This window comes from Parasphingomonas halimpatiens, assembly GCF_036663795.1.
Lineage (GTDB): Bacteria > Pseudomonadota > Alphaproteobacteria > Sphingomonadales > Sphingomonadaceae > Sphingomonas.
The window spans coordinates 83086-109865 of record NZ_JAXOJP010000008.1; the positions used below are offsets into that span (position 1 = coordinate 83086).

Consider the following 26780-nt stretch of genomic DNA (forward strand, 5'->3'; position numbering starts at 1 on the left):
GCGTAACCGGTTGGCGCGGTGTATCCGCCAACTCATACACCGACAAGAGAGGCTCCCTTCATGAAGCGTCCGCTGCTGCTCACTTTGTTGCTCGCCACTGCGCTCACCACCCAGGCGTCGGTCGCCGGGCCGTCCGCGCGCAAGCTTTCCGGCGTCGATCCGGCGCTGGTCGATCGCGCGCTCAAGCCGGGCGACGATTTCAACGGCTATGCCAGCGGGGTCTGGGCGGCGCGCACCGAAATCCCCGCCGACCGGTCGAGCGTCGGCGTCGGCTATGACGTGTTCAAGGTCGCCGAGGGCCGCAACGCCGTGATCATCAAGGGCGCAGCCGAGGGCAAGGGCGCCCCGGGCAGCGACCCGCGCCGTATCGCCGATTATTATGACGCCTTCACCGACACCGCCGGGATCGAGGCGCGTGGCATGGCGCCGCTCGCCGGCCAACTCTCGGTCATTGCCGCGATCCACGACAAGGCCGCGCTGTCGGCAGCACTCGGCGCATCGATGCGCGCCGATACCGATCCGCTCAATGCCAGCAACTTCCACACCGAGAATCTGTTCGGCCTGTTCGTCACGCAGGATCTCAACCATCCGACCGTAACGGTGCCGTACCTGATGCAGGGCGGGCTCGGGCTGCCCGATCGTGATTACTACACCTCCGACAAACCCGACATGGTCGAGCTGCGCACCGCCTATCGCGGCTATGTCGAGAAGCTGCTCACGCTCGCCGGCGTCAGCGACGCGGGCGCCCGCGCCGACCGCATCGTCGCGCTCGAGATGAAGATCGCCCGCGCGCATTACGACATCGTCGCCAGCCAGGATGCGCACAAGGCGCAGAGCTGGTCGCGCGGCCAGTTCGCCGCCAAGGCGCCGGGGATCGACTGGAACGCTTATTGGACCGCCGCCGGCCTGCCGCGCCAGCAGCAGTTCACCCTATGGCAGCCCGAGGCGATCATCGGCCTGTCGGCACTGGTCGCCAGCGAGCCGTTGCGGAGCTGGCAGGACTGGCTCGCCTTCCACACCATCAACCAGGTGACCGCGGCGCTGCCCAAGGCGATCGACGCTGCGTCGTTCGATTTCTACGGCCACACGCTCAACGGCACGCCGCAACAGCAGCCGCGCGACAAGCGCGCGATCGCCGCCGTCAACGGCGCGCTCGGCGACGCAGTCGGCAAGATCTACGCCGGCAAATATTTCCCCGCCTCGTCCAAGCTCGAAATCCAGGGCATGGTGAAGAACATCGTCGCGGCGTTCGACCACCGCCTCACCGGCCTGCCATGGCTCGCCCCGGCGACCAAGGCCGAGGCGCGGCGCAAGCTCAAGGTGCTGATCGTCGGGGTCGGTTACCCCGAGACGTGGCGCAATTATGCCTCGCTGGCGGTCAAGGCCGACGATCCGGTCGGCAATCTGCAGCGTGCGCGGCTGTTCGAATATCGCCACCAGATCGGCAAGATCGGCAAGCCCGTCGATCGCCGCGAATGGTGGATGACGCCGCAGACCGTCAACGCGGTCAATCTGCCGGTGCAGAATGCGCTCAACTTCCCCGCCGCGATCCTCGAAACGCCCTATTTCGACGCGAAGTTCGACGCGGCGGCCAATTACGGCGCGATCGGCGCGGTGATCGGCCATGAGGTGAGCCACAGCTTCGACAATCTCGGCGCCGATTTCGATTCGACCGGGCGGCTGCACAATTGGTGGACCAAGAGCGATTTCAAGCATTTCGACGATGCGGGTAAGGCACTGGTCGCGCAATATGACGCGTACGAAGCGCTGCCTGGCCTGCATCTCAACGGCACGCAGGAACTGGGTGAGAACATCGCCGATGTCGCCGGGCTGACCGCCGCCTATGAGGCTTATCACGCCTCGCTCGGCGGGCGTCCGGCGCCGGTGATCGACGGGCTGACCGGCGATCAGCGTTTCTTCCTCGCCTTTGCGCAGAGCTGGCGCACCAAGATGCGCGACAAGTCGCTGCGCGGCCGCATCGCGACCGATGTCCACGCGCCGGCGATGTGGCGCGTGCAGACGGTGCGCAACCTCGATGCCTGGTATCAGGCGTTCGCGGTGAAGCCGGGGCAGAAGCTCTATCTGGCGCCGACCGCGCGCGTCCATATCTGGTGAAGTGCCGGCCGCCGCGCGCCGCGATGCGCGCGGCGGCCAAAGCGAGCTTTGCGCCGCATGACATTTCCTTGCGGCGCGGATTGCCGCGCGCATGGCATGGGGCCATAAATTCTACCGATCGGCCCCATGACAGCTAACGCACCCGACCCCCGCCCGACGCGCCCGCGCCTCACCCATCTCGACCGGCTCGAGGCGGAGAGCATCCATATCATGCGCGAGGTCGTCGCCGAGGCGGAGCGTCCGGTGATGCTCTATTCGGTCGGCAAGGACAGCGCGGTGATGCTGCATCTCGCGCGCAAGGCGTTTTATCCCGCGCCGCCGCCCTTCCCACTCCTGCATGTCGACACGACGTGGAAGTTCAAGGCGATGTACGAATTGCGCGACCGCATGGCGCGTGAGGCGGGGATGGATCTGCTGGTCTATCGCAACCCCGAAGCCGAGGCGCGCGGCATCAACCCGTTCGACCATGGCTCGGCGCTGCACACCGACATGTGGAAGACCGAGGGGCTCAAACAGGCGCTCGACAAATATGGCTTCGACGCGGCGTTCGGCGGCGCACGGCGCGACGAGGAGAAGAGCCGCGCCAAGGAGCGTGTCTTCTCCTTCCGCAGCGTCTCGCACCGCTGGGACCCGAAGAACCAGCGGCCCGAACTGTGGAACCTCTACAATGCGATGAAGGCGCCGGGCGAGAGCATCCGCGTCTTCCCGATCTCGAACTGGACCGAGCTCGACATCTGGCAATATATCCAGGCCGAGGCGATCCCGATCGTCCCGCTTTATTTCGCCGCGAAGCGCCCTACGGTCGAGCGCGACGGCATGCTGCTGATGGTCGACGACGAGCGCTTTCGCTTGCGCGACGGCGAGACCCCGGTCGAGCGCTCGATCCGCTTCCGCACGCTCGGTTGCTACCCGCTGACCGGCGCGGTCGAGAGCGAGGCAGACACGCTGTCCGGGATCATCCAGGAAATGCTGCTCACCACCACCTCGGAACGGCAGGGCAGGGCGATCGATCACGACCAGGCGGCGAGCATGGAGAAGAAGAAGCAGGAAGGGTATTTTTGATGTTTGCTCTTCTTCTTCTTCTTCTTCTTCTTCTCCGCGCCTCCGCGCCTCCGCGCCTCCGCGCCTCCGCGCGAACCAATTTTCTTTTTCACGCGGAGACGCGGAGACGCGGAGCGTGTCGGCGCATGACGGACACCATCTACCAGACCGATGCGTTGATCGCGTCGGACATCGACGCCTATCTCGCCGCGCATCGCGACAAGACGCTGCTGCGTTTCATCACCTGCGGTTCGGTCGATGACGGCAAGTCGACGCTGATCGGGCGGTTGCTGTACGATTCGAAGATGATCTTCGAGGATCAGCTGTCGGCGCTCGAGGCCGACAGCAAGCGCATCGGCACGCATGGGGCAGGAAATCGACTTCGCGCTGCTCGTCGACGGCCTCGCCGCCGAGCGTGAGCAGGGCATCACGATCGACGTCGCCTATCGCTTCTTCGCGACCGAGAAGCGCAAGTTCATCGTCGCCGACACGCCGGGCCACGAGCAGTACACCCGTAACATGGTCACCGGCGCCTCGACCGCCGACCTCGCCGTGATCCTGGTCGATGCGCGCAAGGGCGTGCTGACGCAGACGCGGCGCCACACCTTCCTCGCGCATCTGCTCGGCATCCGCCACATCGTGCTGGCGGTGAACAAGATGGATCTGGTCGGTTACGACAAGGGCGTATTCGACCGTATCCGCCTGGCCTATCGCGCCTTTGCCAGCGATCTCGGCATCACCGATTTCCTCGCGCTGCCGATCTCGGGCTTCAAGGGCGACAATGTCGCGACGCCGAGCGAGCATATGCCGTGGTATAGCGGCCCGACGCTGATCGAGCATCTCGAACAGGTCACCGTCGATGCCGAGGCTGACGCTGCGCGACCATTCCGCCTGCCGGTGCAATGGGTCAACCGGCCCGATCTCGATTTCCGCGGCTTTGCCGGGCTGGTCGCCAGCGGCATGGTGCGGCCTGGCGATGCGATCCGCGTGCTGCCCTCGGGCCGCACGTCCAGCGTCGCGCGGATCGTCACTGCGGGCGGTGATCTCGACGTCGCCGTGGTCGGGCAGGCAGTGACGCTGACGCTCGCCGACGAGGTGGATTGCAGCCGCGGCGATGTCATTGCCGCCGCCGAGGCGCCGCCGCAGGTCGCCGACCAGTTCGAGGCGACTTTGGTGTGGATGGCCGACGAGCCGCTGCTTCCCGGCCGGCCCTATTGGCTCAAGCTCGCCACGCAGCGCGCCACCGCGACGATACAGCCGCCCAAATACCAGATCAACGTCAACACCATGGAGCAGCTTGCCGCCAAGACGCTCGATCTCAACGGCATCGGCGTGGCGACGCTCGCACCGACAAGCCGCTGGTGTTCGAGCCCTATGCCGACAATCGCACGCTCGGCGGCTTCATCCTCGTCGACAAGCTGACCAACGCGACCGTCGCGGCGGGCATGCTCAACTTCTCGCTACGCCGCGCACAGAACGTCCATTGGCAGGCGCTCGACGTCAGCCGCGAAGAGCATGCCGATCTCAAAAACCAGAAGCCCGCGGTGTTGTGGTTCACCGGCCTGTCGGGCGCGGGCAAGTCGACCATCGCCAATCTCGTCGAGAAGCGGCTGGTGCTGATGAACCGCCACACCTTCCTGCTCGACGGCGACAATGTCCGCCACGGCCTCAACCGCGATCTCGGCTTTACCGATGCCGACCGCGTCGAGAATATCCGCCGCGTCGGCGAGGTCGCCAAGCTGATGACCGATGCCGGGCTGATCGTCATCACTGCCTTCATCTCGCCGTTCCGCGCCGAGCGCGACATGGTGCGCGCGATGATGGCGCCGGGCGAGTTCATCGAGATCCATATCGACACGCCGCTGGCCGAGGCCGAGCGGCGCGACGTCAAGGGGCTCTACGCCAAGGCGCGCCAGGGCAAGCTCAAGAACTTCACCGGGATCGATTCACCCTATGAAGCGCCGGCCAACCCCGACATCCGCATCGACACCACCGCGATGACGCCGGAACAGGCGGCGGCGCTGATCGTCGACCGCTTGTTCCTGGGGGATTGAGGCGGCACCTAAAGCCCCTCCCCTTCAGGGGAGGGGTTGGGGTGGGGCCTCTCCACGAGCGCCGGGCTTGCGGCACGGCCCCACCCCCAACCCCTCCCCTGAAGGGGAGGGGCTTAAGAGAATGATCCGGGCTGTACACAGCCCCCTTCAAACCAGATCGCGCTTTATCGACCGCGTCGTCGCACGCGTGAAGATCTGCGTGCCGTCCTTGAAGGCGGTGATCGATTCCGTCACCTCGAACCGCGTCTTCGTCGATCGCACCATAAAGTCGATATGCAACTCGCAATGCCAGTCGCCACGGCGATAGCGGCTCACGCGCTTGCCCGACCAGGTCCCGCTGTTCGGTGCACCGGCGGTGATCCGCGCCACCGTGTTGGGACCATAGCCAGATAGCACCGTTCCATTAGCGCAGCTGCGCGGCTTGTCGGGCCAGCTGCCCGTCACCGTCATCGCGCCATGCTCGTTGGTCGTTGTCACCACGACATCGCCCTTGTCGGGGGCGATCGGCACGCTGGTGATCGGCATGGTCGGCTCGACCGCCGGCGCCACGCGCATCGGCAGGTCGAGCTGGCTCTCGGCGGCGTGCAGCGTCAGCGTCGGCCCGTCGGGCGACGGCCACACCAGCGGCCACAGTCCTTCGGAAATCGCCAGCCGCAACCGCTCACCCGCCTTCAGCTGCTGCGCGATGAAGCCGAGCGGAATCGTCACATCATAGGCCATGCGCGGCACCAGCGGCTTCGGCGCATCGTGCCCGTCGCGGTGCGTCAGGTTGAGCAGGCCGTATGCCAGCCGCCACGACCGCCCATCGGGCAGCACCTTGCACAGCCGCACCGCGACCTGCGCCACCGGCTTGTCCGCCGCCAGGCGCAGCCGCGCCACCGGCACCCCGAGCAGCTCTGCATCCGCCTCCAGTGCGGGCAGGTCATAGCTCAGCGAGAGGCGGTCGTCGGCTTGCTGGTCGCCGGGCATTTCCTGCTGCCCGAACGGCACCCATTCGGGCGTCGCGAGCCCGACGGCATTATTCGACTTGTGCCGGCGGATCGTCGCCGGCCCCGGCACGGGCGACAGCCCGGCATCGGTCAGGTGAAAGGAGCGCGTGCGCACGTTGCGCGTCGGCCAGGCGCTTTCCGCCGCCCATCGTCCCGGAGTCTCGCCCGGCGCCGACTGTGCCGGCGTCGCGCTCGGCAGGTAAAAGCGCAGTATCGGCTCGTCCATGATGCCGGTGGCCTGCCCAAGCAGCCAGTGCGACCACCAGCGGATTTCCTCATAGGCCCAGTCGAGCGCCGGCCCCGGCCCGCCCAGCCAGGCATAGGTGTGGCCCCATGGCCCGACCAACGCCTTGCGCGGGCAGGTCAGCCCTTCGAGCAGCCGCGGCACCGAATGGACATAGGCGTCGGCCCAGCCGCCCACGACATAGGTCGGGCATCGAATCGCGCCATAATCGAAGCGCAGCGAGCCGTGCCGCCAATATTCGTCCTCGCGCTGGTGCCCGGTCCAGCGCGCGATGATCGGCGGTGATGCCTCGAGCCGCTCGCGCCACATCTTTTCCCAGCCCGGCCCGGCGATCGCGGGGTCGGGCGGCGCGGCCATCACGCCCTTGAAGTTCGCGCCCCATTTGAAATTGGTCAGGCCCAGGCACCCGCCGACATAATGCGCATCGTCGGTGTAGCGGCGATCCGAACAGGCCATCGGCATGATCGCCTTGAGCGCCGGCGGCCGGCGCATCGCTGTCTGCAGCGTCGAAAAGCCGCCCCATGAAATGCCGCGCATGCCGACCGCGCCGTTGGACCAGGGCTGGCGCGCCAGCCAGGCGATGATCTCGACCGCATCGTCCTGTTCGCTCGCCAGATATTCGTCGCGCAGCAATCCACCCGAATCCCCGGAGCCGCGAATGTCGATCCGCGCAAAGCCGATGCCGTGGCTGGCCAGCGTGTCGCCCCAAACATCGTCGGCCGCGCTGTACGCATCGCGCGTGCGGTAGGGGATATATTCGAGCACGACCGGCGCCGGCTTGCTGTCCGCATCGGCCGGCAGCCACAGTCGCCCGCACAGTTCGACCCCGTCGCGCATCGCGATGCGCACCACGTCGACGCGCTTCACCCCTTGCTTGGCCGGCAACGCCCAGCCCGGCGCCGCCCCGGCCCGCGCGACCGTACCATGGCCCAGCGCGACGCCCGTGACGGCGGCGGCAAGAAAATCGCGGCGCGAACCCGGCATGATCACTCCTCTTTTCGTGGCGGAAGCCAGCGTGCGGACCCGCTTATCCCGCCGCCAATGCCTTTTTGCCATCCCGCCATCGCATTTCGCCGTGCCGCGCGCGGGCAGCATGCAAAACGCCGCCGGCGCAGCTATGACCGCGAACATGGCAGGGGCTTCTTTCGACATAGCGGCGGCAACGGCGGAGGCGCGGCGTTTGCTGCGCATCGATCCGGCGGCGGCGGCCGAGCGCGCCCGCCAGATCGTCGGTCACGCGCCCAACTCGCTCGAAGCATCGTTCATTCTCGGCGCGGCGCTGCGCCGCGCCGGTCGCCTGGATGAGGCGCTGGCAGTGCTGGCGCCGCTTGCCGCCGCGCACCCATCGGCCTGGGGTCTCCATTATGAGCATGGCATGGCGCTCGCCGCGCGCGGCGATGGCGTCGCGGCGGTCGCGGCGCTGGAGCGTGCGACACACGCCAATCCGCGCGCCTGGCTGGCGTGGCATGCGCTCGCCGATCAGCATGCGACGCTCGGCCAGGACGAGCGCGCGGTGACGGCGCATCGTCAAGCGCTGGCTGCCGGGGCAGGGGACCCCGCACTGGCCGAGGTTGCGGCGCGGTGGTTCGATACGGAAGATCCCGCCGCCGCAACCGCGCTCGGCGATCGCTTCGGGCTCGATCGCAACGATGTCGCGGCGACGCGCCTGCTGGCCGATCTCGCCCTCCGGCTGGATCGCCCCGAAGCGGCCGCCGCGCTGCTCACGCGCACCGTCGCGGCGGCGCCCGCCTTCGCCCCGGCGCGTTATCATCTCGCCGCCGCGCTCCATCTGCTCGATCGCGGCAGTGCAGCGCATGAGACGATCGCGCCGCTGCTCGCATCCGACCCCGGTGTCGCCGCCCATCACGCGCTGCGCGCCGCGATCCGCCTGCAGATCGGGCAGGAAGCGCCGGCGATCGACGATTATGCCGCCGCGTTGAAGCTCGACCCCGACAATGCCGCCTTGTGGCACAGCCATGGCCACGCCCTGCGCGCGGTCGGCCGGCAAGCGGAGGCGGTCGCCGCCTATCGTCATGCGCTGACGCTTGCGCCCGCTTTCGGCGAGCCGTGGTGGAGCCTCGCCAACCTCAAGACCTGGCGCTTTGCTGCGGACGATATCGCGTCGATGCAGGCAGCGCTCGCGGGCGACCCGCCGCCGGAAGATCGCGCCTGCCTGCATTTCGCGCTCGGCAAGGCGCTGGAGGACGAGCGGCAATACGCTGATTCCTTCGCGCATTATCGCCGCGCCAACGAAGCCCGCCGCGCGCTCGCCCCACACGATGCCGATGCGCATGGCAACTTCATCCGGCGGACGATCGCGACCTTCGACGCGCCCCTCTTCGCCGCACGCGCCGGTGCGGGGGTGACGGCGCCCGATCCGATCTTCGTGCTCGGCATGCCGCGCTCGGGCTCGACCTTGGTCGAGCAAATTCTCGCCAGCCACAGCGCGGTCGAGGGCGCCTCCGAACTCCCCTATGTCACCGCGATCGCCCGCGCGCTGGCGCCACGCCGCGGACGCGAACGACCTTATCCGGAAGTGCTGGCCGAGCTTCCGCTGGCCGACTTCGCCGCCGCCGGCGCCGAGTATCTCGACCGGGCGGCGATCCATCGCCGCCAGCGCCGGGCCTTTTTCGTCGACAAGTTTCCCGGCAATTTCCTGCATGTCGGGTTGATCCATTTGATGCTGCCCAACGCGCGGATCATCGATGTCCGGCGCGATCCGCGCGCCTGCTGCGTGTCGCTGTTCAAGCAGAATTTCGCGCGCGGCCAGGCCTATAGCTATGATCTTGCCGATCTCGGCCGCTATTATGCCGACTATGTCGCGCTGATGGCGCATGTCGACCGCGTGCTGCCGGGCCGCGTGCTGCGTGTCTCCTACGAGGCGCTGGTCGAAGATGCCGAAGGCGAAACGCGCCGCTTGCTCGACCATGTCGAGCTCGCCTTCGAGCCGGCCTGCCTGACCTTTCACACCGCCGCGCGCGCCGTGCGGACGCCGAGTTCGGAGCAGGTGCGCCGGCCGATCTTCCGCGACGGTCTCGATCAGTGGCGCCACTTCGCGCCCTGGCTGGCGCCGCTCGAAAGGGCACTGGCCACGCCATCGCAGGGCATCGACGTTTCAGATCGATGACTATATTGCATGCCCCCATCCGATAATTTTGCTTCCCGGCTGGTCGGAATCGGGTGACCTTCGCGTCAATCGGGAAACGCCCGAAGGTCCCATCGCTGCAGAAGCCCGGAACAAGGGCCGGCGCGGGGCCGAGGGAGCGTGGTTTTAATGGGGGGACGTAATGACGAAGTCACATGATGATGCGAACCAGGTTGGTCGTCGGGTTCGGTTGCTCGCGCTGCTGCTCGCTTCGGGCGCCAGTGTCGCCGCAATGACCCCGGCCATGGCGCAGACCACGCCGCCACCGCCCGCCGCCGACAATCAGCTCGCCGACGTCGTCGTCACCGCCAGCCGCTCGGGCGCCGAATCGCTCCAGAAGGTGCCGATCGCGGTGTCGGTGGTGAATGTCGACCAGATCACCAAGTCGGGCCAGGGCAATTTGTCCGACCTCGCCAAGTTCACCCCCTCGCTGTCGATTACCGAAGGTGCGCCGGGCTATAACAAGTTCAACATGCGCGGCCTGTCGACTGGCGGCTATGCCTCGTCGGACACGTCGGATCGCACGCTCGTCGCGGTCTATCTCGACGACACGCCGATCTCGGTGCAGGGCCAGACTCCTGACCTCAAGGTCTATGATCTCGAGCGCGTCGAGATCCTGCGCGGCCCGCAGGGCACGCTGTACGGCGCCGGTTCGATGGCCGGCACGGTGCGTTTCGTCACCGCTAAGCCCAGCCTGACCTCGACCTTCGGCACCGCCGAGGTGGGCGCCGCGACGACCGAGCATGGCGCGGCGAGCTACAATCTGCGCGGCATGATCAACCTGCCGATCGTGTCCGACACGCTGGCGGTGCGCGCCAATGTCTATATCGGTCGCGATGGCGGCTACATCGACAATATCGGCCTGCGCAACACGCAGAACGCCAACAGCAACAACACCGCACAGGGTCGTGTCGCGGTGCGCTGGAAGCCGGTCAGCGAACTCATCGTCGACGCCAGCTTCACCTATGAACGCAGCGTCGCGCGCGGCCTCAACCAGGGGCTGAGCGGCCTCGCGCCCTATACCGTGTCGAGCAACGGCCCCGAGGGCACCGACGATCGCTTCCGGCTCTACACGCTGGGCTTCGATTATGACGCCGGCTTTGCCAACATCATCGCCAGCGGCGCTTATACCGATCGCGCGATCGGCTTCGACGCCAGCCCCGAGCCGCAGATCGGCTATTTCTTTGAAGACGTTCATAGCGGCCGGCCGGTCAGCAGCACCACCTATCCGCTGTTTCAGCTACCTGCGAGCTACAACCAGGCGATCACCAACAAGATTCCGGCCGAGCTCTACCAGATCGACCAGAAGCTGAAGGATTATATGGGCGAGATCCGGCTCGTCGGGAAGGATGGCGGCCCGTTCAAATGGACCGTCGGTGCCTTTTACGAGCAGCAGACCCGCCATCTGCGCCAGGACATCCCGACGCCGGGCTTCGACACGCTGTCTTACCAGAACTGCGTGCCCAACTACTCCAGTCCGACAGCGCCGTGTACGCCTACGACCTATGCCACACCGACTGGCAAGTACGATTCAAAGCTGGTCGATGGTGCCTTCCAGTCGAACGACATCTTCTCGGGGCTGCAGGACACCAACGAGCATCAGTTCGCGCTTTATGCCGATGGCACGCTGCATCTAGGCATGGTCGATCTCACCGCCGGCCTGCGCTACTTCAACTTCAAGGAAAGCTATTACCTGTACGAAGGCGGCGTTTATGGCGTGGTCAACCATGTCCCGCTCGAAACGCGGGCAACGCTCAAGTCCAACGGAGTCAACCCGCGCGCCAACATCAGCGTTCACGTCGATGACAACTTCATGGTCTATGCCGAGGCGGCCAAGGGCTTCCGTTATGGCGGCGCCAACCAGCCCGTGCCGCTCGGCTCGACCGGGATCGCCGGCCAGTGCACGACCAACCTCGCCGCCTATGGTTATTCCGCCGCGCCGCTGACCTTCGGGCCGGACAAGCTGTGGAACTATACGATCGGTGAAAAGGCCAAGCTCGCCGGCGGCCGCGTAACGCTCAATGCCAGCGCCTATTACATCAACTGGTCCGACGTGCAGACGCGGCTGCGGCTCGATTGCTCCTATTTCTTCACCGACAACAAGGGCAAGATCACCAGCAAGGGCGTCGAGCTCGAGACGATGGTCAAGGCCAGCCCCGAGGTGACGCTGGTCGGCAGCGCATCGTACAACAGCTCGAAAGCCAAGGGCGACATCCCGACGGTCGGCGCGTTCGACGGCGACCGCACGCCCTATTTCCCTGCCTGGACGGCATCGGCGGCGGTGTTCTACGATCGCAATGTCGGGTCGGGCAGCGTGCATGCGCAGCTCAGCTACCAGTACCAGTCGGAGCAATATACGACCTTCAACAACTTCGCGACGACCATCGTCGGCGGCGTCTTGACCAAGACCGGGGCGAGTTCGAGCTATGCCGTGATCCCCGCGACCAACAATGTCAGCGCCTCGCTGGCCTATGACATCGGCAAGTTCGAGATCGGCGTCTACGGCAACAACCTGTTCGACGGCGTCAAGGTCACCAATGTCGGCCGGGCAACCTATTACAAGATCTATCAGGCCGGCGACCGCATCACCCTCGCCCGCCCGCGCACCATCGGCATTCGCGCGAAGGTCAAGTTCTGACGGCGGATCGCGTCAACGCGATTGACTGAACTCGGGCCCTTCCCCTGACGGGGAGGGGCCCTTGCTTTTTTTGGCCACAGCTCGAAGTCTGCGCTGCGCCTGCCACAGCCCCGCGCTAGCGTTGCTGGTACCAAGCCTCGCCCTGCCGCCTAACCAGCCCGATCAGGTTGCCCTCCACGATCGCCAGGTCGACGACATGAAAGCCCCAGTCGGGATAGTCGGCGTCGCCGATTGTCGCCGCGCCGGCCACCGCGCCGTTGAGGTCGGTCGCGGCGCCGGGCGTGACGCTTACCGAGAGATAGCTGAACCCGCCCCGCGTCACGCATTCGCCCGATAGCAGGCCCGGCATACGGACGAAGCGTGTCGGCACCGGCACGCCCTTTGCCGTCCACGCCGCCGGCCGGGCGAACTGCGCGACGCCGCCGCGCCACCACGGAAAGCCGAGGATCGGGTCCAAAGGTGCTGCGCCGCCGTCCAGCTTCGCCGGATTGGTGCAGCCCGCTTCGAGGCCCGCGCCGGGCGTGCTGGTCGGGGCGGCGCGACCGAACAGCGCATTGGCCGGCGGCGGGTTGCCGTCGCGATAACTTACCCAGCTCACGACGCACCCGGTCTGCGTCGCGGCGCGGCACAGCGGGGTCGCTTTCAGGTCGCCGCCAATGCCCTTGCCGTGCGGGACCATCACCGAGACGCCGGGCAGGATCGCCGAGAGCAGCCGGTGCTGCACCGGCTTGCCGTCGATCTCTTCCATCACCAGCCGCTTGAGCATCACCGAGCCCTGGCTGTGACCGATCAGCACGAATGGCCGCCCGCGATTGTCATGCGCGAGATAGTCGCGGAACGCGGCGCGGATATCGGCATAGGGCAGGTCGAATTCGGACGCCGGCAGCCGCATGCCCTTGCCCATCGCGACGCGCAGCGCGGGCAGCGTGACCTGGCGATAGACCGGCGCGAAGATCCGGCACACATCGCGCAGCGGCCCGGCCTGCGACGCCGCCATGCCCAATTCGGATTTATCGGGAGTCATGTCGCTGTGCGGCGTCGGGTCCATCGAGGTGGTCGGATAGGCGTAGAAGCAATCGACTTTCGGCGCGGCCCTGGGGCGCGGCGGTTCCGCGCGCATTGTCCCGTCGGGCGAGACGATCGTCGCGGCCATGTCGCCGGCGCAGACATCGACGCGGCCCGGCCGGCACAGCCAGGTGTCGGGCCGGCGATAGTCGATCGCCGGTGCGGGTGTTGTGGCGGCGGCGCCGGCGAGGAGGAATAGGGGCATGGGTCGGTCTCCACGATCATTCTAAGCCACTCCCCTTTAGGGGAGGGGTTGGGGTGGGGCCTCTCCCCAAACGCCTCGCTTGCGGCACGGCCCCACCCCCAACCCCTCCCCTAAAGGGGAGGGGCTAAGGGAAGAAGAACCACACCTTCAATCCCGGAACACGACGGTGCGCGCGCCGTTCGCCAGCACGCGGCCGCTGAGGTGGAGCGCCACGGCGCGCGACAGCACGCGGCGTTCGATATCGCGGCCCTTGCGGACCAGGTCCTCGGCGGTGTCGGCATGGCTGATCCGCTCGACATCCTGTTCGATGATCGGGCCCTCGTCGAGGTCGCCGGTCACATAATGCGCCGTCGCGCCGATCAACTTCACGCCGCGCGCATGCGCCTGATGATAGGGCTTGGCGCCCTTGAAGCCGGGCAGGAAGCTGTGATGGATGTTGATGCAGCGATCGGCGAATTTGGCGGCGAGATCGTCCGACAGGATCTGCATGTAGCGCGCCAGCACGACGAGGTCGGTGCCCGCCGCCTGGTGGATGTCCCAGATCCGCGCCTCCTGCGCCGCCTTGGTCGCCGCCGTCACGGGCAGATGGTGAAAGGGGATGTCGCCCAGGTCGAGCGGGCCGAACGCGTCGCGCGGATGGTTCGAGACGATCCCGACCACGTCCATATCGAGCTCGCCGATCCGCCGGCGATAGAGCAGGTCGACGAGACAATGGTCGAACTTCGAGACGAGGATCAGCACCTTCTGCCGCGCATCGGCGGGGCGCAGCGTCAGCGCCATGCCATAGCGTGCCGCCAGCGCATCGAAGCCTGCCCGCATCTGCGCGGCGTCGGCTTCCGCCGGGATGGCGAAGGCGGTGCGCATGAAGAAGCCGCCGAGCTCGGCGTCGTTATACTGGCCTGAATCGGTGATGTTGCCGCCGCACGCCAGGATATGCGCCGAGACCGCGGCGACGATGCCGGGCTGGTCCTGACACGACAGGGCAAGGATGAAGGGCTGCGCTGACATCAAGTCTCCGGGTAGGGCTGGGGATAGGGGGCAGGGCCTGAGGCCGAGGCGCCGATAAGGTGGATGCGCTGGTCGTCCTCGGCATAGGTCCGCACGCTGGTCCAGTAATGATACGCCGCCCAGAAGCCGGTCAGCGACAGCGCCAGCAAGGCGTAACGCAGCGATTCCGCATTGCTGTGCAGCGGCCCGGCGAGCGTGTCGCTGATCCAACCGACCGCGATCGGCGCGATAATCAAATTGGCGACATTGGCGGTGAGCAGGCTGATCGCCATGCCCTGCGCGCGCATCGAGGCGGGCAGGAAGTTGAGCAGCAGCGCCATGGTCGGGCCGACATAGAGGTAGATCGCCGGCACCACGATCCACAGCATCGCCGTCGCCACCGCCAGCGAGTGCGTCCAGTAGATGATGAACGACGGGATCGTGGAGCAGAAGGTGATGCCGGCGAGGAACCAGGCGATGCGGCGCGGTTCGCGCATCTGCGGCATGGCGCAGATCGCGCCCGTCGCCAGCGTCGCGGCGATCCCGGCCCACAGATAGATCGTGCCGAGCCGCGCGCCGGCCTCCGATGTCGTCAGGCCGTAGGTTCGTTCGAGAAAGGTCTGCGTCCAGTACATCAGGCCCCAGCCCCACAGGCAGATGACGGTGCCCGCGGCGTTGATGTGCCACGCCGAGCGCTGCGACCACAGGAAGCGCAGCGTGTCGCCGAGCGGCGCCTGCGGCGTCTCGCTGGCGTCGATCTTCTCGAAGCGCCCGCGCACCGGCTCGCGCACCGTCAGGAAGATGATCAGTCCGAAGACGACGCCGGGAAGCCCGAGCGCGATGAAGGCGGCGCGCCAGCTGTGGAAGTGATCGACCACCTTGCCCGCCACGTTCGAGCCGAGCCACGCGCCAAGCGGCAGGCCGAGCGCATAGACGGTCAGCGCGAAGGCGCGGCGCTCGCGCGGGAAGTAATCGGCGATGATCGAGGTCGAGGGCGGCGTGCCGCCGGCCTCGCCGACGCCGACGCCGATCCGCACCAGCAGGAACTGCCAGAAATTCTGCGTCAGCCCGAGCAGCGCGGTCATCGCCGACCACAACCCCATCGCCACCGCGACGATGTTGCGGCGGTTCGAGCGGTCGGCGAGTTGCGAGATCGGGATGCCGACAAAGATGTAGAAAAACGCCAGCGACACGCCGGTCAGCCAGCCGACGCCGGTATCGGACAGGTGGAACTCCAGCCTGATCGGCTCGAGCACGGTCGAAACGACATAGCGGTCGGCAATGTTGAGCGCATAGACCAGCCCGAGCACCAGCACGACATACCAGCGGGTCGATTCGAGACGCGGTGTGGTCGGTGTCATGCTTGGGCCCCCCTCGGCATTGTTATCCTGTCCTCATGCACTGCCCAAGCGGGGCAGGGAAGGCGGCGGCGTGCCGATCGCCGTCGTCCACAGGGCGGCCAGAGTCGGCGCATAACTCGCCGCCATATAGACCTCGCACGCGGCATCGCCGGTCACCGCGATCCACACCGGCACATGATGGATCACCGTCGCGGCGACCCGGCCCGTTATGAAGGCGGGATGCTCGCTGTCGAAGCATCCGCTTACCGTCAGCAACTCGCGCCAGCCCGGGCCGCTCAGCGTCGCGCGCACCAGCCCGCCGCCGATCGGCGTCAGCGCGCCCGTGTCGGCGATCGTCGCGGTAATGGCGTCGGCGTGCGGCGCGGCATGGATCAGCCACCAGCGCTGCGGCTCGACCGGCAGCGCGCGGATCGCCGGATCGAGCGCCGGCAGCGTCCCGGTCCACAGGTCGAGCACGATGACATCGCCGGCGGGCGCCATGGTCAGCGTAACGGGCGCGTCAGTCACGATAGCGCGCTCCCTCTGCATCGTAGAAGATCGGCTCGGTGACGGTCACCGGCACCTGCTGCCCGCGCGTCGGCGAGGTGGCGAGCAACGTTTCGCCGCTGCGCGCGCGGCCGCTGGCGAGCAGTGCCAGCGCGATCGATCCCTCGCCCAGCACCTGCCGCGCGGCGGAGGTGACATGGCCCTCGACCGGCTGACCATGGCTCGCGACGAGCATCCCGCCCTCGGGGATGGCGCCACCGCTCGCGGTCAGGCCGACGAGCTGGAGCCGGTCCGCCGCCGCCAGCGCCGGCCGTGTCAGCCCGGCCGCGCCGATATAGCCGCCGCTCTTGCGCAGCATGCGCTCGAGCCGCAGGTCGTGCGGCGTGGTGCGGCCATCGGCCTCGGCGCCGATCACGATATGGCCCTTCTCGATGCGCAGATATTCGAGCGCCTCGAGGCCGTAAGGGCAGCCGCCACGGTCGCGCGCTGCGCTATCGAGCGCGTCCCATACCGGCGCGGCGGCGTCGCCGCTGGCATAGACCTCGAAGGCGCGCTCGCCGCTGTAGCTCGCCGCGAGGATCAGCACCGGCACCCCGGCGATGTGCGCCTCGGACAGCCCCATATGCGCGGGCGGTTCGATCCCGGTCAGCCGCGCGAGGATATCGCGCGCCTGCGGTCCGGCCAGTGCGATGCCGGCATAATGCTCTTGCTGCGCGACGACCGACACCCGCAGCTGCGGCGCCAGCACGCGGCGGGCATAGCCGAGATGCGCCTCCATCCGGTCGGCGCCGCCGGTCGAGCTGGTCAGCAGGTAGCGCTGCTCGCCGAGCCGCCACACCGTGCCATCGTCCATCACCATGCCATCTTCGCGCAGCATGAAGGTGTAGCGCCCGCGCCCGACGGCGAGCTTGGCGATGCCCGTCGCGCAGACGATCTCGAGCAGCGCGGCTGCGTCGGGGCCGCTCACCGCGAACTTGGCCAGCGTCGAGACATCAACGATTCCCGCCGCGCTGCGCACCGCCCGCGCCTCGCGCAGCGCGGCATCGTGCAGCGTCTCGCCGGCCAGCGGATAGGCGCGCGGGCGATGCCAGTAACCGAGCGGTTGCCACAGCGGGTCGTGGCGCTGGTGGCTGTCATACAGCGCGAGCCGTCGGTTCGGCGCGGCATGGCCGCCGCCATCGGCACCGGCCAGCGTGCCCAGCGTCAGCGGCGTGTAGGGCGGGCGGAAGGTGGTCAGCCCGGCCTGCGGGATCGCTACCCCGGCCGCGCCCGCCAGCCGCGCCAGCGCCGCCATGTTGCTGGTCTTGCCCTGGTCGGTCGCCATGCCGAGCGTGGTGTAGCGCTTGAGATGCTCGACCGAGCGATAACCCTCGCGCCAGGCGAGATCGACATCGGCGGCGGTGACGTCGTTCTGGAAGTCGATAAAGGCGTGCTTGGGGTCAGGCAGCGCCGCGACCTCGGCCGCGATCGGTTCGACCTCGCCGGCGGCGGCGTCGACGCTGCTGATCGCCTGCAACGTTGCGCCGGGCACGAACGCCTGGATGTCGGCGCGCCAGTCGAGCTTGCCGCCGGCCTGGCTGTGCAGATGCACCACCGGCGTGAACCCGCCCGACACGGCGAGCAGGTCGGCATCGAACGACACGCGCTCAGATCCGATCTGCGCCGTGACCTTGCGCAGGGCGTGCTTGCGGCCCTTCGTTCCGAGCGGAAAGGCGTTGGTGTGAACCTGAAACCGTGCCTTCGCATCGCTGGCTATAGCGCTGAACTCGGGACGCGAATCGAGGATCGCGACCACCGTGCCGCCGGCCTCTGCGACGGCATCGGCGGTGGCATAGGCATCGTCATTGTTGGTCGCGATCACCACACGCCGGCCGGGCAGCACGGCGAAGCGGCGGATATAGCTGCGCACCGCCTGCGACAGCATCACGCCGGGCCGGTCGTTGCCGGCAAAAGTCAGCGGCCGCTCGATCGCGCCGGTCGCGAGGACGATACGCTGCGCATGCACATGCCACAGCCGCTGCACCGGCTGGCCCGGAGCAGGAGGTTGGCCCGGCTCGACCAGCTTCTGCGCCAGCGTGGCAAAGCCGTGATCCCACAGTCCCGACGCGGTGGTGCGGGCGAGGATACGCACGCCGGCCGCAGCGAGCGCTTCGACCGTCACGGGCAGCGGCGTGTCGTCGCGCAGGCCGCTGCCGCCAGGCTCGCGGTCCTGCTCGACCAGCATGACGCGCCCGCTGCTCTGCGCCGCCTCCATCGCGGCAGCCAGCCCGGCCGGGCCGGCGCCGACGACCAGCACGTCGCAAAAGGCGGCGCGATGCTCGTGGCGGTCAGGGTCGGCTCGTGTCGGCGCCTTGCCGAGGCCGGCGGCGCGGCGGATCAGCTTTTCGTACAGCATCCAGCGCGATGGTGGGCCGAAAAAGGTCTTGTAGTAGAAGCCGGCGGCGAAGAACGGCGCGGCGAGGCCGTTGATCGCGCCGAAATCGAAGCCGAGGCTCGGCCAGCGATTCTGGCTGGTGGCGACGAGCCCGTCATAGACGAACAGGTCGGTCGCGCGCGTGTTGGGTTCGGTGCGCCCCCCTTCACCGACCGTGACCAGCGCATTGGGCTCCTCGACCCCGGCGGCCATGATGCCGCGCGGGCGGTGATATTTGAAGCTGCGTCCGACCAGCCCGATACCATGGGCGAGCAGGGCGGCGGCAAGCGTCTCGCCGGGCCGCGCGCGCATCTCGACGCCGTCGAAGGTGAAGCGCAAGGTCGCCTCGGCCTGACCGTCGATCCTCATTTGTGCACCGCCGGGTCGAAGGAAGCGACGCTAATTATGTCATGGGTCATCCGGTGGTGACGCAACACCAGCCACTGGCGACAGCCGAATGTGTGCTGCCATAATTCATCGTCGAGCCCGCGCGGGTTGGCCCGGGCATAGAGCCGCGTCACCGCTTCGTCGGCGGGCATGTCGAGCGTCACGATCGAATCGAGCGTGCGCTGATAGGCGAACTCGATCTGCGCGCGCGGGCCGCAAAAAGGGCAGTCGATCCGCATCATCAGCGCAGCTGCGGCATGAAGCCGACCCCCGCCTCGTCGATCGTCGCGCCCTCGGCGAAGCGACCGAAGGTGAACGGCGCGGCTAGCGGGTGCGCGTCGCCGGTCGCCAGCAGGTGCGCGTAGCACCAGCCCGATCCCGGCGTCGCCTTGAAGCCGCCATAGCACCAGCCGCCATTGAGATAGAGCCCGTCGACCGGCAGCGCCGAAATGATCGGCGATCCGTCGAAGCTCATGTCGGTGGTGCCCGACCAGCAACGCACCATGCGCAGCCGCGACAGCGCCGGGACCAGCGCGATCGCCTCGGCCGCGGCCTTTTCGAGCCGCGCTGGCAGGCCGCGCTGCGCGTAGCTCGGGAACTGGTCGGGGTCGCCGCCGAGCACGATGCCGCCCTTGTCCGACTGGCTGATATAGCAGTGCAGCGACTGCGACATGATCACGGTGTCGATCATCGGCTTGACCGGCTCGGTGACGAAGGCCTGCAGCGTCTGCGCCTCGATCGGCAGCTTGATGCCGGCCAGCGCCGCGACCGGCCCGCTATTGCCCGCGACGCAGATGCCGACGCGCCCCGCGCCGATCGCGCCGCGACTGGTTTCGACCCCGGTCACGCGCCCGCCGGCCATGGTGATGCCGGTGACCTCGCATTGCTGGATCACATCGACGCCGAGCAGGTCGGCGGCGCGGGCATAGCCCCAGGCGACCGCGTCATGGCGCGCGGTGCCGCCGCGCCGCTGGATCATCCCGCCATGGATCGGGAAGCGCGCGTCCGGCGACATGTCGAGCAAGGGCACGAGGCCCTGCACCTGCGCGCGCGTCAGCAGCTCGGCATCGATGCCGTTGCAGCGCAACGCGTCGCCGCGTTCGGCGAGCCGCGTCATGTCCGAATCCGAATGGCCGAGGAACAGCGCGCCGCGCGGGCTGAACATGACGTTGTAGTTGAGCTCGTCGCTCATCCCCTCCCACAGGCCGAGCGCGAAATCGAACAGATTGTGGAGCGCCGGCTGGCGGTAGTTGGAACGGACGATCGTCGTGTTGCGCCCGGTATTGCCGCCGCCGATCCAGCCCTTTTCCAGCACCGCGATCGACTTAACGCCGTGCACCTTGGCGAGATAGTATGCGGTCGACAGGCCATGCCCGCCGCCGCCGATGATGATGACGTCATAATGCTTGCGCGGCGCGGGGTCGCGCCACGCGCGCGGCCAGTGACGTTGCCCGGTCAGCCCCGCCTTCAGCAATGCCATCGCGGAATAGCGCGTCATGCCGCCCAGCCGCGCTGTTCGCGCCAGTCGGGTTCGAGCCCTGCGAAGCGCGCCAGGCCGAGCTTGGCGATGTCGGCGAACGAACAGGTGCCGTCGAGCACGAGATCGCGGATCGCATGGCCACTGGCCGGCGACAGGCCGAAGCCGACCCCCGACATGGTCGCGACGGTGACGTTGCCGGGGTTTTCGAGCCGGTCGATGATCGGCCGGCCGTCGGGGGTGTTCTCGATCACCCCGGCCCAGGAGCGGATGACGTTGAGCTGCGCTGCCTTGGGAAACATCTCGGCGACGCGCCGCGCGAGGTTGCGCACCAGCGGCGAGGTTGGACGCGACACCGGGCCGGTCGGGGTCGTCGGGATCCATTCGTGCGGCCCGCCGCCAAAGGCGAGGTTGCCGCGCAGCGTCTGGCGCCCATAGAGGCCGTTGCCATCGACGCCGCCGATCGCCATCAGTAGCGCGGGCTCGGTGACGATCATCTCGGCGCGCGCCGCGGCGAGCGGGAAATCCACCCCGAGCGGGGCGAGCAGCATGCCGCTCTGCGGGCCCGCCGCAACGACCAGCGCGTCGCACGCGATCCGCCCGCGCGGCGTCTCCACCGCGACGACCTTGCCCCCGGCGGTTTCGATCGACAGTGCCGGGCAATGTTGCAGGATGCGCCCGCCGAGATCCTGCAATGCCCAGGCATAGGCCTGCACGGTGCGCTGCGGGTTGGCATGGCCGCCGAAGCGTAGATGGATGCCACCGAGGCAGCTCGCGTCGGTCAGCGGCACCATCTCCTGCGCCTGGCGTGAATCGAGCTCGTCGACCGGATAGCCCATCGCGGTGCACATCCGCCCGACCGCGCGATAATGATCGAGCAGGTCGGGGTCGCGCTGGATGATGATGCGCTCGCGGCGATATTCGGTGGGATAGCCGAGCAGTTCATCCATCATCGGCCACATGCGCTGTTCCTCGGCGAACAGCGGGCTCTGATAGTGCGAGGCGCCGCCGCCGTTGCGGCCCGAGGCCTCCCAGCCGACGATACCCTTGTCGATCACCACGACGTCAACGCCCGATCGCGCCAGCCACCATGCCGCGCTGAGCCCGGTGACGCCGGCGCCGATCACCACGACCGACGCGCCTGTTGGAACGGCCGGATCAGACATGCATGTTGCCGCCAAGACCCGCGACATGGTCGGCCTCCTCGGCGGTGCCGATCACCGCATAGGGCGTCCACTGCGTCGGGATGCCGAACCATACGTCCCAGCCCGCCGCCATCGCGTCGCTCTCCTGCCAGTCGGCGAGAATGCCGAGCGGGACGGGGCGGACCGGCGCGCGGAAGCTCGCCACCGGCACGGCGGCGAGCGGCACATTCTGTTGCTGCGCGAGCAGGCAGGCGACCTGGTCGCGGCAGCGCCGGCCCTGGCACGCGCCCATGCCGGCGCGGGTCAGGCGCTTGATCTGGTCGGGATGCGCCGGTCCGTCATTGAGCAGGCTCGACAGCGAGCGCGCGGCCATCTTCTCGGGCCGGTCGAGATAGTGCGGCGGCTGGACGCCGAGCAGGTCGCCGCGCGTCACCTCCTCGCACTGGCAGACGATCGTGTCGGCTGGGGCACGCGTGCCGAGCGCCGCTGCCCAGACCGCGATACGCTCGGCGGCGGGCGGCTGGAGGGTGGCGCAGTCGCCGACCAGTGTGATCATGTCGCCGGGCGTCGCGCCGGCGGCGTCGAGCAATTCGGTCGCGGGACGGGCGCCGATCGCGAGGCAGATCGTGTCGCAGTCCAGCGCGAAGGGCGCGCCGCCGGCGAGCGAGGCAAGCAGCGCGCGCTCGACGCCGTCGATGCCGCCCGAGGCGGAGGCAATGGTGTGGCCGAGATGGATGGCGATGCCCGCGTCGCGCACGCGCGCCGCCAGTTCGGGCGGTCCTTGCACGGCATCGGCGATCTCGACCAGGCCGGCGACCGCGATACCGGCGGACAGCGCGAGCAGCGCCGTTTCCAGCGCGAGCCTGTCCGAGCCGACTATCAGTACCCGCCGTGTCGCCAGCGCATCGTAGCGCGTCAGCAAGGAGGCGAAGGCCTGCGCGCCGACCACGCCGGGTTGGTTCCAGCCGGCAAAGCCGAGCACGAGGTCGCGCGCCCCGGTCGCGAGGATCAGCCGGCCGAAACCGATCATCGTCGCGTGCTCGGCATCGGCGATGCCGAGCACGGGCGCGGCGAGCGCGCGCATCGCGGGGCCGTTGACATATAGCCCCCACGCACAGGTGCCGAGCCGCACGTCCACGCCGGCCTCGAACGCTGTTTCGAGCGCCGGGTTGCTGGCGAAGACCTGTTCGAGCATGCGCCCCGGCTGCTGCACCGCAGCCGTCATCCGCCCGCCATAGAAGAGCGGCACGTCGGTCCCGATCAGCGCACCGGGAACGGGGTTTTCGTCGAGCAGCAACACCGATGCACCGCCCTGCGCCGCCTCGATCGCGGCGGCGGTGCCGGCTGCGCCAGCGCCGACCACGACGACATCGAACTGCGCGTCGGGGGCGGGGAGCTTGTCGTCGATCGCGTGAACGTCGCGCCCGGTCACACCGCCTCCAGCGCCTGAGCGAGGTCGGCGATCAGATCATCGACATGCTCGATGCCGACCGACAGCCGCAGCGTCGCCGGGGTGATGCCGCCAATCGCGCGTTCCTCCGGGGTCAGGGCATAATGGGTAGTGGTCGCCGGATGGGTGATCAGAGTCTCGGACCCGCCCAGGCTGACCGCGAAGCGCAGCAGCCGCAAACGGTCGAGAAAGCGGAACGCCGCCGCCTCGTCGCCGTCGACCGCGAAGGAGAAGGTCGATCCGCCAGCGCGGCATTGCCGGTCATACACCGCGCGCTGCGGCGTGCCGGCGGCGAGGAAGCCGAGATAGGTGATGCCGGCGACCTTGGGGTGATCGCGCAGGAATTCGGCGATGGTCCGGGCATTGTCCATCGCGCGATCGACGCGGAGATGCACCGTTTCCATCGAGCGCAGCAGCAGCCAGCAATTATAGGGGTCGAGATGGCTGCCGAGCGTGGTGCGCAGCAGCCGGAGCGGCGCGATCAGCGCTGCCTTGCCGGTGACGCCGCCGGCCATCATGTCGCTGTGCCCACCGCAATATTTGGTCAGCGAGGTCATGCACAGATCGGCGCCGAGCGCGATCGGCCGCTGCATCATCGGCCCGAGCAGCGTGTTGTCGACCATCACCAGCGGACGCAGCCCGGTCGCCGCGCCGACCGCATCGGCGATCGCGACGACCAGCGCGATGTCGACGATCGCCGCAGTCGGGTTCGCCGGGCTCTCGATGACGATCAGCTTGAGCGGCCCCTGCGCCAGCGCCGCATCGACCGCCGTCATGATGCTGTCCTCGTCGCAGCCATCGGCGAACGACGCCTGGTGGACGCCGAACTCGGGCATCAACATCGTATAGAGCCCGTTGGTGCCGCCATAGATCGGCCGGCTGAACACCATGCTGTCGCCGGGCCGCAGATGTGCCAGCGCGATGGCACTATGCGTCGCCATGCCGCTGTTGAACACCGCCGCGGCTTCGGCGCCGTCGAGCGCGGCGAGCCGCGTCTCGACCATGTCGAGACCCGGGTGGCTGAGCCGCGCATAGATATGGCCGGCGCCGCCAACCTCGGGGCCGGTGCCGTCGAAATAGGCCTCGTGAATGTCCTTCGCCTGCTGCGCCGAGGCATAGGCGAAGGTCGTCGTCATGTAGATCGGCGGCTTGGCGGCCTTGTTGCCGCTCGCCGGATCATAGCCGGCGCGGACGGCGAGCGTCTCGGGGCGCCAAGTCGGATCGTCATGGGCGCTCATGCCGCCGCGTGCTCGAGAAAGTCGGCGGCGCGGTCGCAATACCAGTCGACGAAACGCAGGGTCAGCGATTCCGCCTCGGGACTGTACGGGCCGGGGGTGTAGCCGGGCGAATTGATGCCGGCCTGGTTGTTTTCGGCCAGTTCCTTGTCCTGCAAATTGGTCCGCGTCCACAGGTCGGTCAGCGCATCCACGTCATAGTCGACGCCCTCGACCGCATCCTCATGCACCAGCCATTTCGCCACGACATGCGTCTCGGTCGGCGAGACGGGGATTGCGGTGAAGGCGAAGGTATATTCGCTGGTCGAATGGCAGAAATTGTTCGGTTCGACCGCCCAGCGCAGCGAGCCGACATCGCCGCCGCCGGCCTCGACCATCAGCTTCTTGACGTTGAACTGGCCGTCGGTGGTCATCGCCACGGTGCCGGGGTTGAGCGGGAAGCGCACGGCTTGCCACCAGTCTTCGCCGACCGGGCCCATCGGCAGGTCTAGATCGTCCATCCGCTGGGCGAAGGCGCGCGCCTGTTCGCCGTCGAGATCGAAATATTCCGCCGCATTGACCGGGAAGGTGCGCGAGAGCTCGGGATGGCCGGTCGCGCAATGATAGCATTCGCGGCCATTTTCCATCACCAGCTTCCAGTTGGCATATTCGACCAGCGTCGACTGGAAGGCGACCTTGGCGTGGCGCAGATCGTGCGGCGCGAGCAGTGGCGTCAGGTCGCGGCGCAGCGTGCTGATATCGGGCGGCGTCTCGGCCATGCAGACGAAGATCGCGCCGGCGACGCGTTCGAGGTGCAGCGGCTTGAGACCATGCTCGCTCTTCTGGAAATCCTCCGGCATGCGCCCGGCGGCGAGCAGGCGCCCGTCGAGGCCATAGGTCCAGCGGTGATAGGGGCAGATCAGCCGCGCGGCATTGCCCTGGCCGGGCTTGCACAGGATCGAGCCGCGATGGCGGCAGCTGTTGTGAAAGGCGCGCAACTCGCCGTCACGGCCGTGGAGCACGATGACCGGCCAGCTGCCGACCATGAAGGAAAGATAGTCGCCCGGCGCGCGCAGCTCGGTCTCGAACCCGGCGAGCAGCCACGACGTGCCGAAAATAGCCTTCAGATCGAATTCGAAAGCGTCTGCGCTGGTGTAAAGTCCCTGGGGCAGCGAATGGCCCGCCGGGCGCGCGCGCAGCAACGCCGAAATGTCCCCAAGTTGCAATCCACGTCTCCACTGATCGATTGCGTGAGTGGCATGGCGTCGGGGCGGGCTGAAATCGCATTTGCGCATGATTGCATGCCAAAAGCTGCAAGCGCCACGCGGCGACGTTGCACGACCTGAAAAAACGCGCTTGGTATGACAAAAGGGCATAGGCGCTGCTTGCAGGGAGCTTTCGATAGGACGCGCATCACCAGTCAACCGCCGCTGGCTACCGTTGAACGCGTTGCGCGCGTTCGATGCCGTCGGGCAGCGCCTGAGCTTCACCGCCGGCGCGCAGTCGCTCAACGTCTCGCAGAGCGCGGTCAGCCGCCATGTCATCAGCCTCGAGGAATTGCTCGGGCACAAATTGTTCGATCGCTCGGGCCCGACGCTCGTGCTGACCGCCGCCGGACGCGCGCTGCTGCCCGAGGTGAGCAAGTCGTTCGACCGGCTCGAGCAGACGATGAACGCGATCAGCATCAACCCCAATGCCAGCCGCCCGATCCGCATCCATATCCCGCCCTCGCTGCTGCAGCAGGTGGTGATGCCGATGATCCAGGCGTTCCATGCCGAGCATCCCGACATCCGCATCGACATTTCGAGCTCGGGCGTGACCGGCCTGCCCAGCGCCGAGACCGACATGGCGATCGTGTTCGACCGGCCCAATATCGACGATCGCGTGACCGACCTGCTGTGGATGGTTCGCGTCGCGCCGGTCTGTTCGCCCGCGACCGCCGCGCGGCACGAGGGCAAGCCGCTGGCGCAGTTCCTTGCCGACAACGACCTGCTCCACGTCAAGCTCGAGGGTGAGCCGCGCGGGCTGTTGTGGAGCATCTTCGCGCGCCAGTGCCGGATCGACTTCGATACCGATCGTGGGCTGGCCTTCGATACCGCCTCGCTCGCGGTCAGCTATGCGATGAATGGCGATGGCGTCGCGCTGGCCGATATCGACATGTTCGCGCCCGAAATCGCCGCCGGCCGGCTGTGCGCGCCCTACGATACCGTCATCGATGACGGCTTTGGTTATTATCTCAAGCTGCGCCCCGAGGACCTTTCCGACCCGACGATCAGCCTGGTGCGCAGCTGGCTGATCGCGCGTTTCGCGGCGCGGCTCGTGGAAGACGACGCGGGCTGACCGCGCGGCCGACGGGCAGCCCGA

At 67.8% G+C, this 26780-nt stretch carries 17 protein-coding genes and 1 pseudogene; 6 read left to right on the forward strand and 12 right to left on the reverse strand.

The window, feature by feature from the left end:
- The first annotated feature begins 60 nt into the window (after positions 1-60).
- From U1839_RS10745 to cysN, 3 genes and pseudogenes are all read left to right on the forward strand, one after another.
- Positions 61-2115 (forward strand): M13 family metallopeptidase, encoded by a 2055-nt coding sequence (locus U1839_RS10745; protein ID WP_332803633.1) that lies wholly within the window; start codon positions 61-63, stop codon positions 2113-2115.
- Between the two features lie 126 nt (positions 2116-2241).
- Positions 2242-3177, forward strand: a complete 936-nt coding sequence (gene cysD / locus U1839_RS10750; RefSeq protein ID WP_332803634.1) for a sulfate adenylyltransferase subunit CysD — start codon at positions 2242-2244, stop codon at positions 3175-3177.
- Positions 3178-3302: 125 nt separating this feature from the next.
- Positions 3303-5210 (forward strand): annotated as a pseudogene (gene cysN / locus U1839_RS10755) (sulfate adenylyltransferase subunit CysN).
- Positions 5211-5357: 147 nt separating this feature from the next.
- On the opposite strand, the gene U1839_RS10760 reads toward cysN, so the two are convergent.
- Positions 5358-7427, reverse strand: a complete 2070-nt coding sequence (locus U1839_RS10760; RefSeq protein ID WP_332803635.1) for a CocE/NonD family hydrolase — start codon at positions 7425-7427, stop codon at positions 5358-5360.
- A gap of 145 nt (positions 7428-7572) precedes the next feature.
- On the opposite strand from U1839_RS10760, the gene U1839_RS10765 reads away from it, so the two are divergent.
- A complete protein-coding gene (locus U1839_RS10765) occupies positions 7573-9570 on the forward strand; it encodes a tetratricopeptide repeat-containing sulfotransferase family protein (protein WP_332803636.1) in 1998 nt (665 codons plus the stop codon).
- 160 nt (positions 9571-9730) lie between these two features.
- Positions 9731-12226, forward strand: a complete 2496-nt coding sequence (locus tag U1839_RS10770; RefSeq protein WP_332803637.1) for a TonB-dependent receptor — start codon at positions 9731-9733, stop codon at positions 12224-12226.
- A gap of 115 nt (positions 12227-12341) precedes the next feature.
- Here U1839_RS10770 and U1839_RS10775 read toward each other — a convergent pair whose 3' ends face one another.
- From U1839_RS10775 to U1839_RS10825, 11 genes are all read right to left on the reverse strand, one after another.
- Complete coding sequence (locus tag U1839_RS10775; RefSeq protein WP_332803638.1) at positions 12342-13496, reverse strand: DUF3089 domain-containing protein; 1155 nt, start codon at positions 13494-13496, stop codon at positions 12342-12344.
- Positions 13497-13643: 147 nt separating this feature from the next.
- Entirely contained in the window at positions 13644-14504 is an 861-nt protein-coding gene (gene purU, locus U1839_RS10780; RefSeq protein WP_332803639.1) for a formyltetrahydrofolate deformylase, read from the reverse strand.
- A complete protein-coding gene (locus U1839_RS10785) occupies positions 14504-15844 on the reverse strand; it encodes a spinster family MFS transporter (RefSeq protein ID WP_332803640.1) in 1341 nt (446 codons plus the stop codon). The genes purU and U1839_RS10785 overlap by 1 nt, the downstream gene beginning before the upstream one ends.
- 33 nt (positions 15845-15877) lie before the next feature.
- The gene (locus tag U1839_RS10790; protein WP_332803641.1) at positions 15878-16351 is read right to left on the reverse strand and encodes a sarcosine oxidase subunit gamma; all 474 of its coding nucleotides are present in this window, start codon (positions 16349-16351) and stop codon (positions 15878-15880) included.
- The gene (locus U1839_RS10795) at positions 16344-19112 is read right to left on the reverse strand and encodes a 2Fe-2S iron-sulfur cluster-binding protein (RefSeq protein ID WP_332803642.1); all 2769 of its coding nucleotides are present in this window, start codon (positions 19110-19112) and stop codon (positions 16344-16346) included. Before U1839_RS10795 ends, U1839_RS10790 begins: the two co-directional genes overlap by 8 nt.
- A complete protein-coding gene (locus tag U1839_RS10800; protein WP_332803643.1) occupies positions 19109-19372 on the reverse strand; it encodes a sarcosine oxidase subunit delta in 264 nt (87 codons plus the stop codon). The genes U1839_RS10795 and U1839_RS10800 overlap by 4 nt, the downstream gene beginning before the upstream one ends.
- Positions 19372-20628: a sarcosine oxidase subunit beta family protein gene (locus tag U1839_RS10805; protein WP_332803644.1), complete on the reverse strand. Its 1257-nt coding sequence runs from the start codon at positions 20626-20628 to the stop codon at positions 19372-19374. Before U1839_RS10805 ends, U1839_RS10800 begins: the two co-directional genes overlap by 1 nt.
- Positions 20625-21773 (reverse strand): NAD(P)/FAD-dependent oxidoreductase, encoded by a 1149-nt coding sequence (locus U1839_RS10810; RefSeq protein WP_332803645.1) that lies wholly within the window; start codon positions 21771-21773, stop codon positions 20625-20627. The genes U1839_RS10805 and U1839_RS10810 overlap by 4 nt, the downstream gene beginning before the upstream one ends.
- Complete coding sequence (locus U1839_RS10815) at positions 21766-23184, reverse strand: FAD-dependent oxidoreductase (protein ID WP_332803646.1); 1419 nt, start codon at positions 23182-23184, stop codon at positions 21766-21768. The genes U1839_RS10810 and U1839_RS10815 overlap by 8 nt, the downstream gene beginning before the upstream one ends.
- Positions 23181-24440, reverse strand: a complete 1260-nt coding sequence (locus U1839_RS10820) for an aminotransferase class I/II-fold pyridoxal phosphate-dependent enzyme (RefSeq protein WP_332803647.1) — start codon at positions 24438-24440, stop codon at positions 23181-23183. The genes U1839_RS10815 and U1839_RS10820 overlap by 4 nt, the downstream gene beginning before the upstream one ends.
- On the reverse strand, positions 24437-25642 hold the full coding sequence (locus tag U1839_RS10825; protein ID WP_332803648.1) for an aromatic ring-hydroxylating oxygenase subunit alpha: 1206 nt from the start codon (positions 25640-25642) through the stop codon (positions 24437-24439). The genes U1839_RS10820 and U1839_RS10825 overlap by 4 nt, the downstream gene beginning before the upstream one ends.
- 214 nt (positions 25643-25856) lie before the next feature.
- On the opposite strand from U1839_RS10825, the gene U1839_RS10830 reads away from it, so the two are divergent.
- Entirely contained in the window at positions 25857-26756 is a 900-nt protein-coding gene (locus U1839_RS10830; RefSeq protein ID WP_281125829.1) for a LysR substrate-binding domain-containing protein, read from the forward strand.
- The last annotated feature ends 24 nt before the right edge of the window (positions 26757-26780 follow it).

What these genes read in the sequence shown, in the direction of transcription:
- purU (WP_332803639.1), bottom strand. Translation starts at nt 14,504, where the DNA reads ATGTCAGCGCAGCCCTTCATCCTTGCCCTGTCGTGTCAGGACCAGCCC.
- U1839_RS10770 (WP_332803637.1), top strand. Translation starts at nt 9,731, where the DNA reads ATGACGAAGTCACATGATGATGCGAACCAGGTTGGTCGTCGGGTTCGG.
- U1839_RS10820 (WP_332803647.1), bottom strand. Translation starts at nt 24,440, where the DNA reads ATGAGCGCCCATGACGATCCGACTTGGCGCCCCGAGACGCTCGCCGTC.
- U1839_RS10795 (WP_332803642.1), bottom strand. Translation starts at nt 19,112, where the DNA reads ATGAGGATCGACGGTCAGGCCGAGGCGACCTTGCGCTTCACCTTCGAC.
- U1839_RS10810 (WP_332803645.1), bottom strand. Translation starts at nt 21,773, where the DNA reads ATGTCTGATCCGGCCGTTCCAACAGGCGCGTCGGTCGTGGTGATCGGC.
- U1839_RS10800 (WP_332803643.1), bottom strand. Translation starts at nt 19,372, where the DNA reads ATGATGCGGATCGACTGCCCTTTTTGCGGCCCGCGCGCGCAGATCGAG.
- cysD (WP_332803634.1), top strand. Translation starts at nt 2,242, where the DNA reads ATGACAGCTAACGCACCCGACCCCCGCCCGACGCGCCCGCGCCTCACC.
- U1839_RS10765 (WP_332803636.1), top strand. Translation starts at nt 7,573, where the DNA reads ATGGCAGGGGCTTCTTTCGACATAGCGGCGGCAACGGCGGAGGCGCGG.
- U1839_RS10745 (WP_332803633.1), top strand. Translation starts at nt 61, where the DNA reads ATGAAGCGTCCGCTGCTGCTCACTTTGTTGCTCGCCACTGCGCTCACC.
- U1839_RS10775 (WP_332803638.1), bottom strand. Translation starts at nt 13,496, where the DNA reads ATGCCCCTATTCCTCCTCGCCGGCGCCGCCGCCACAACACCCGCACCG.
- U1839_RS10760 (WP_332803635.1), bottom strand. Translation starts at nt 7,427, where the DNA reads ATGCCGGGTTCGCGCCGCGATTTTCTTGCCGCCGCCGTCACGGGCGTC.
- U1839_RS10785 (WP_332803640.1), bottom strand. Translation starts at nt 15,844, where the DNA reads ATGACACCGACCACACCGCGTCTCGAATCGACCCGCTGGTATGTCGTG.
- U1839_RS10805 (WP_332803644.1), bottom strand. Translation starts at nt 20,628, where the DNA reads ATGACGCGCTATTCCGCGATGGCATTGCTGAAGGCGGGGCTGACCGGG.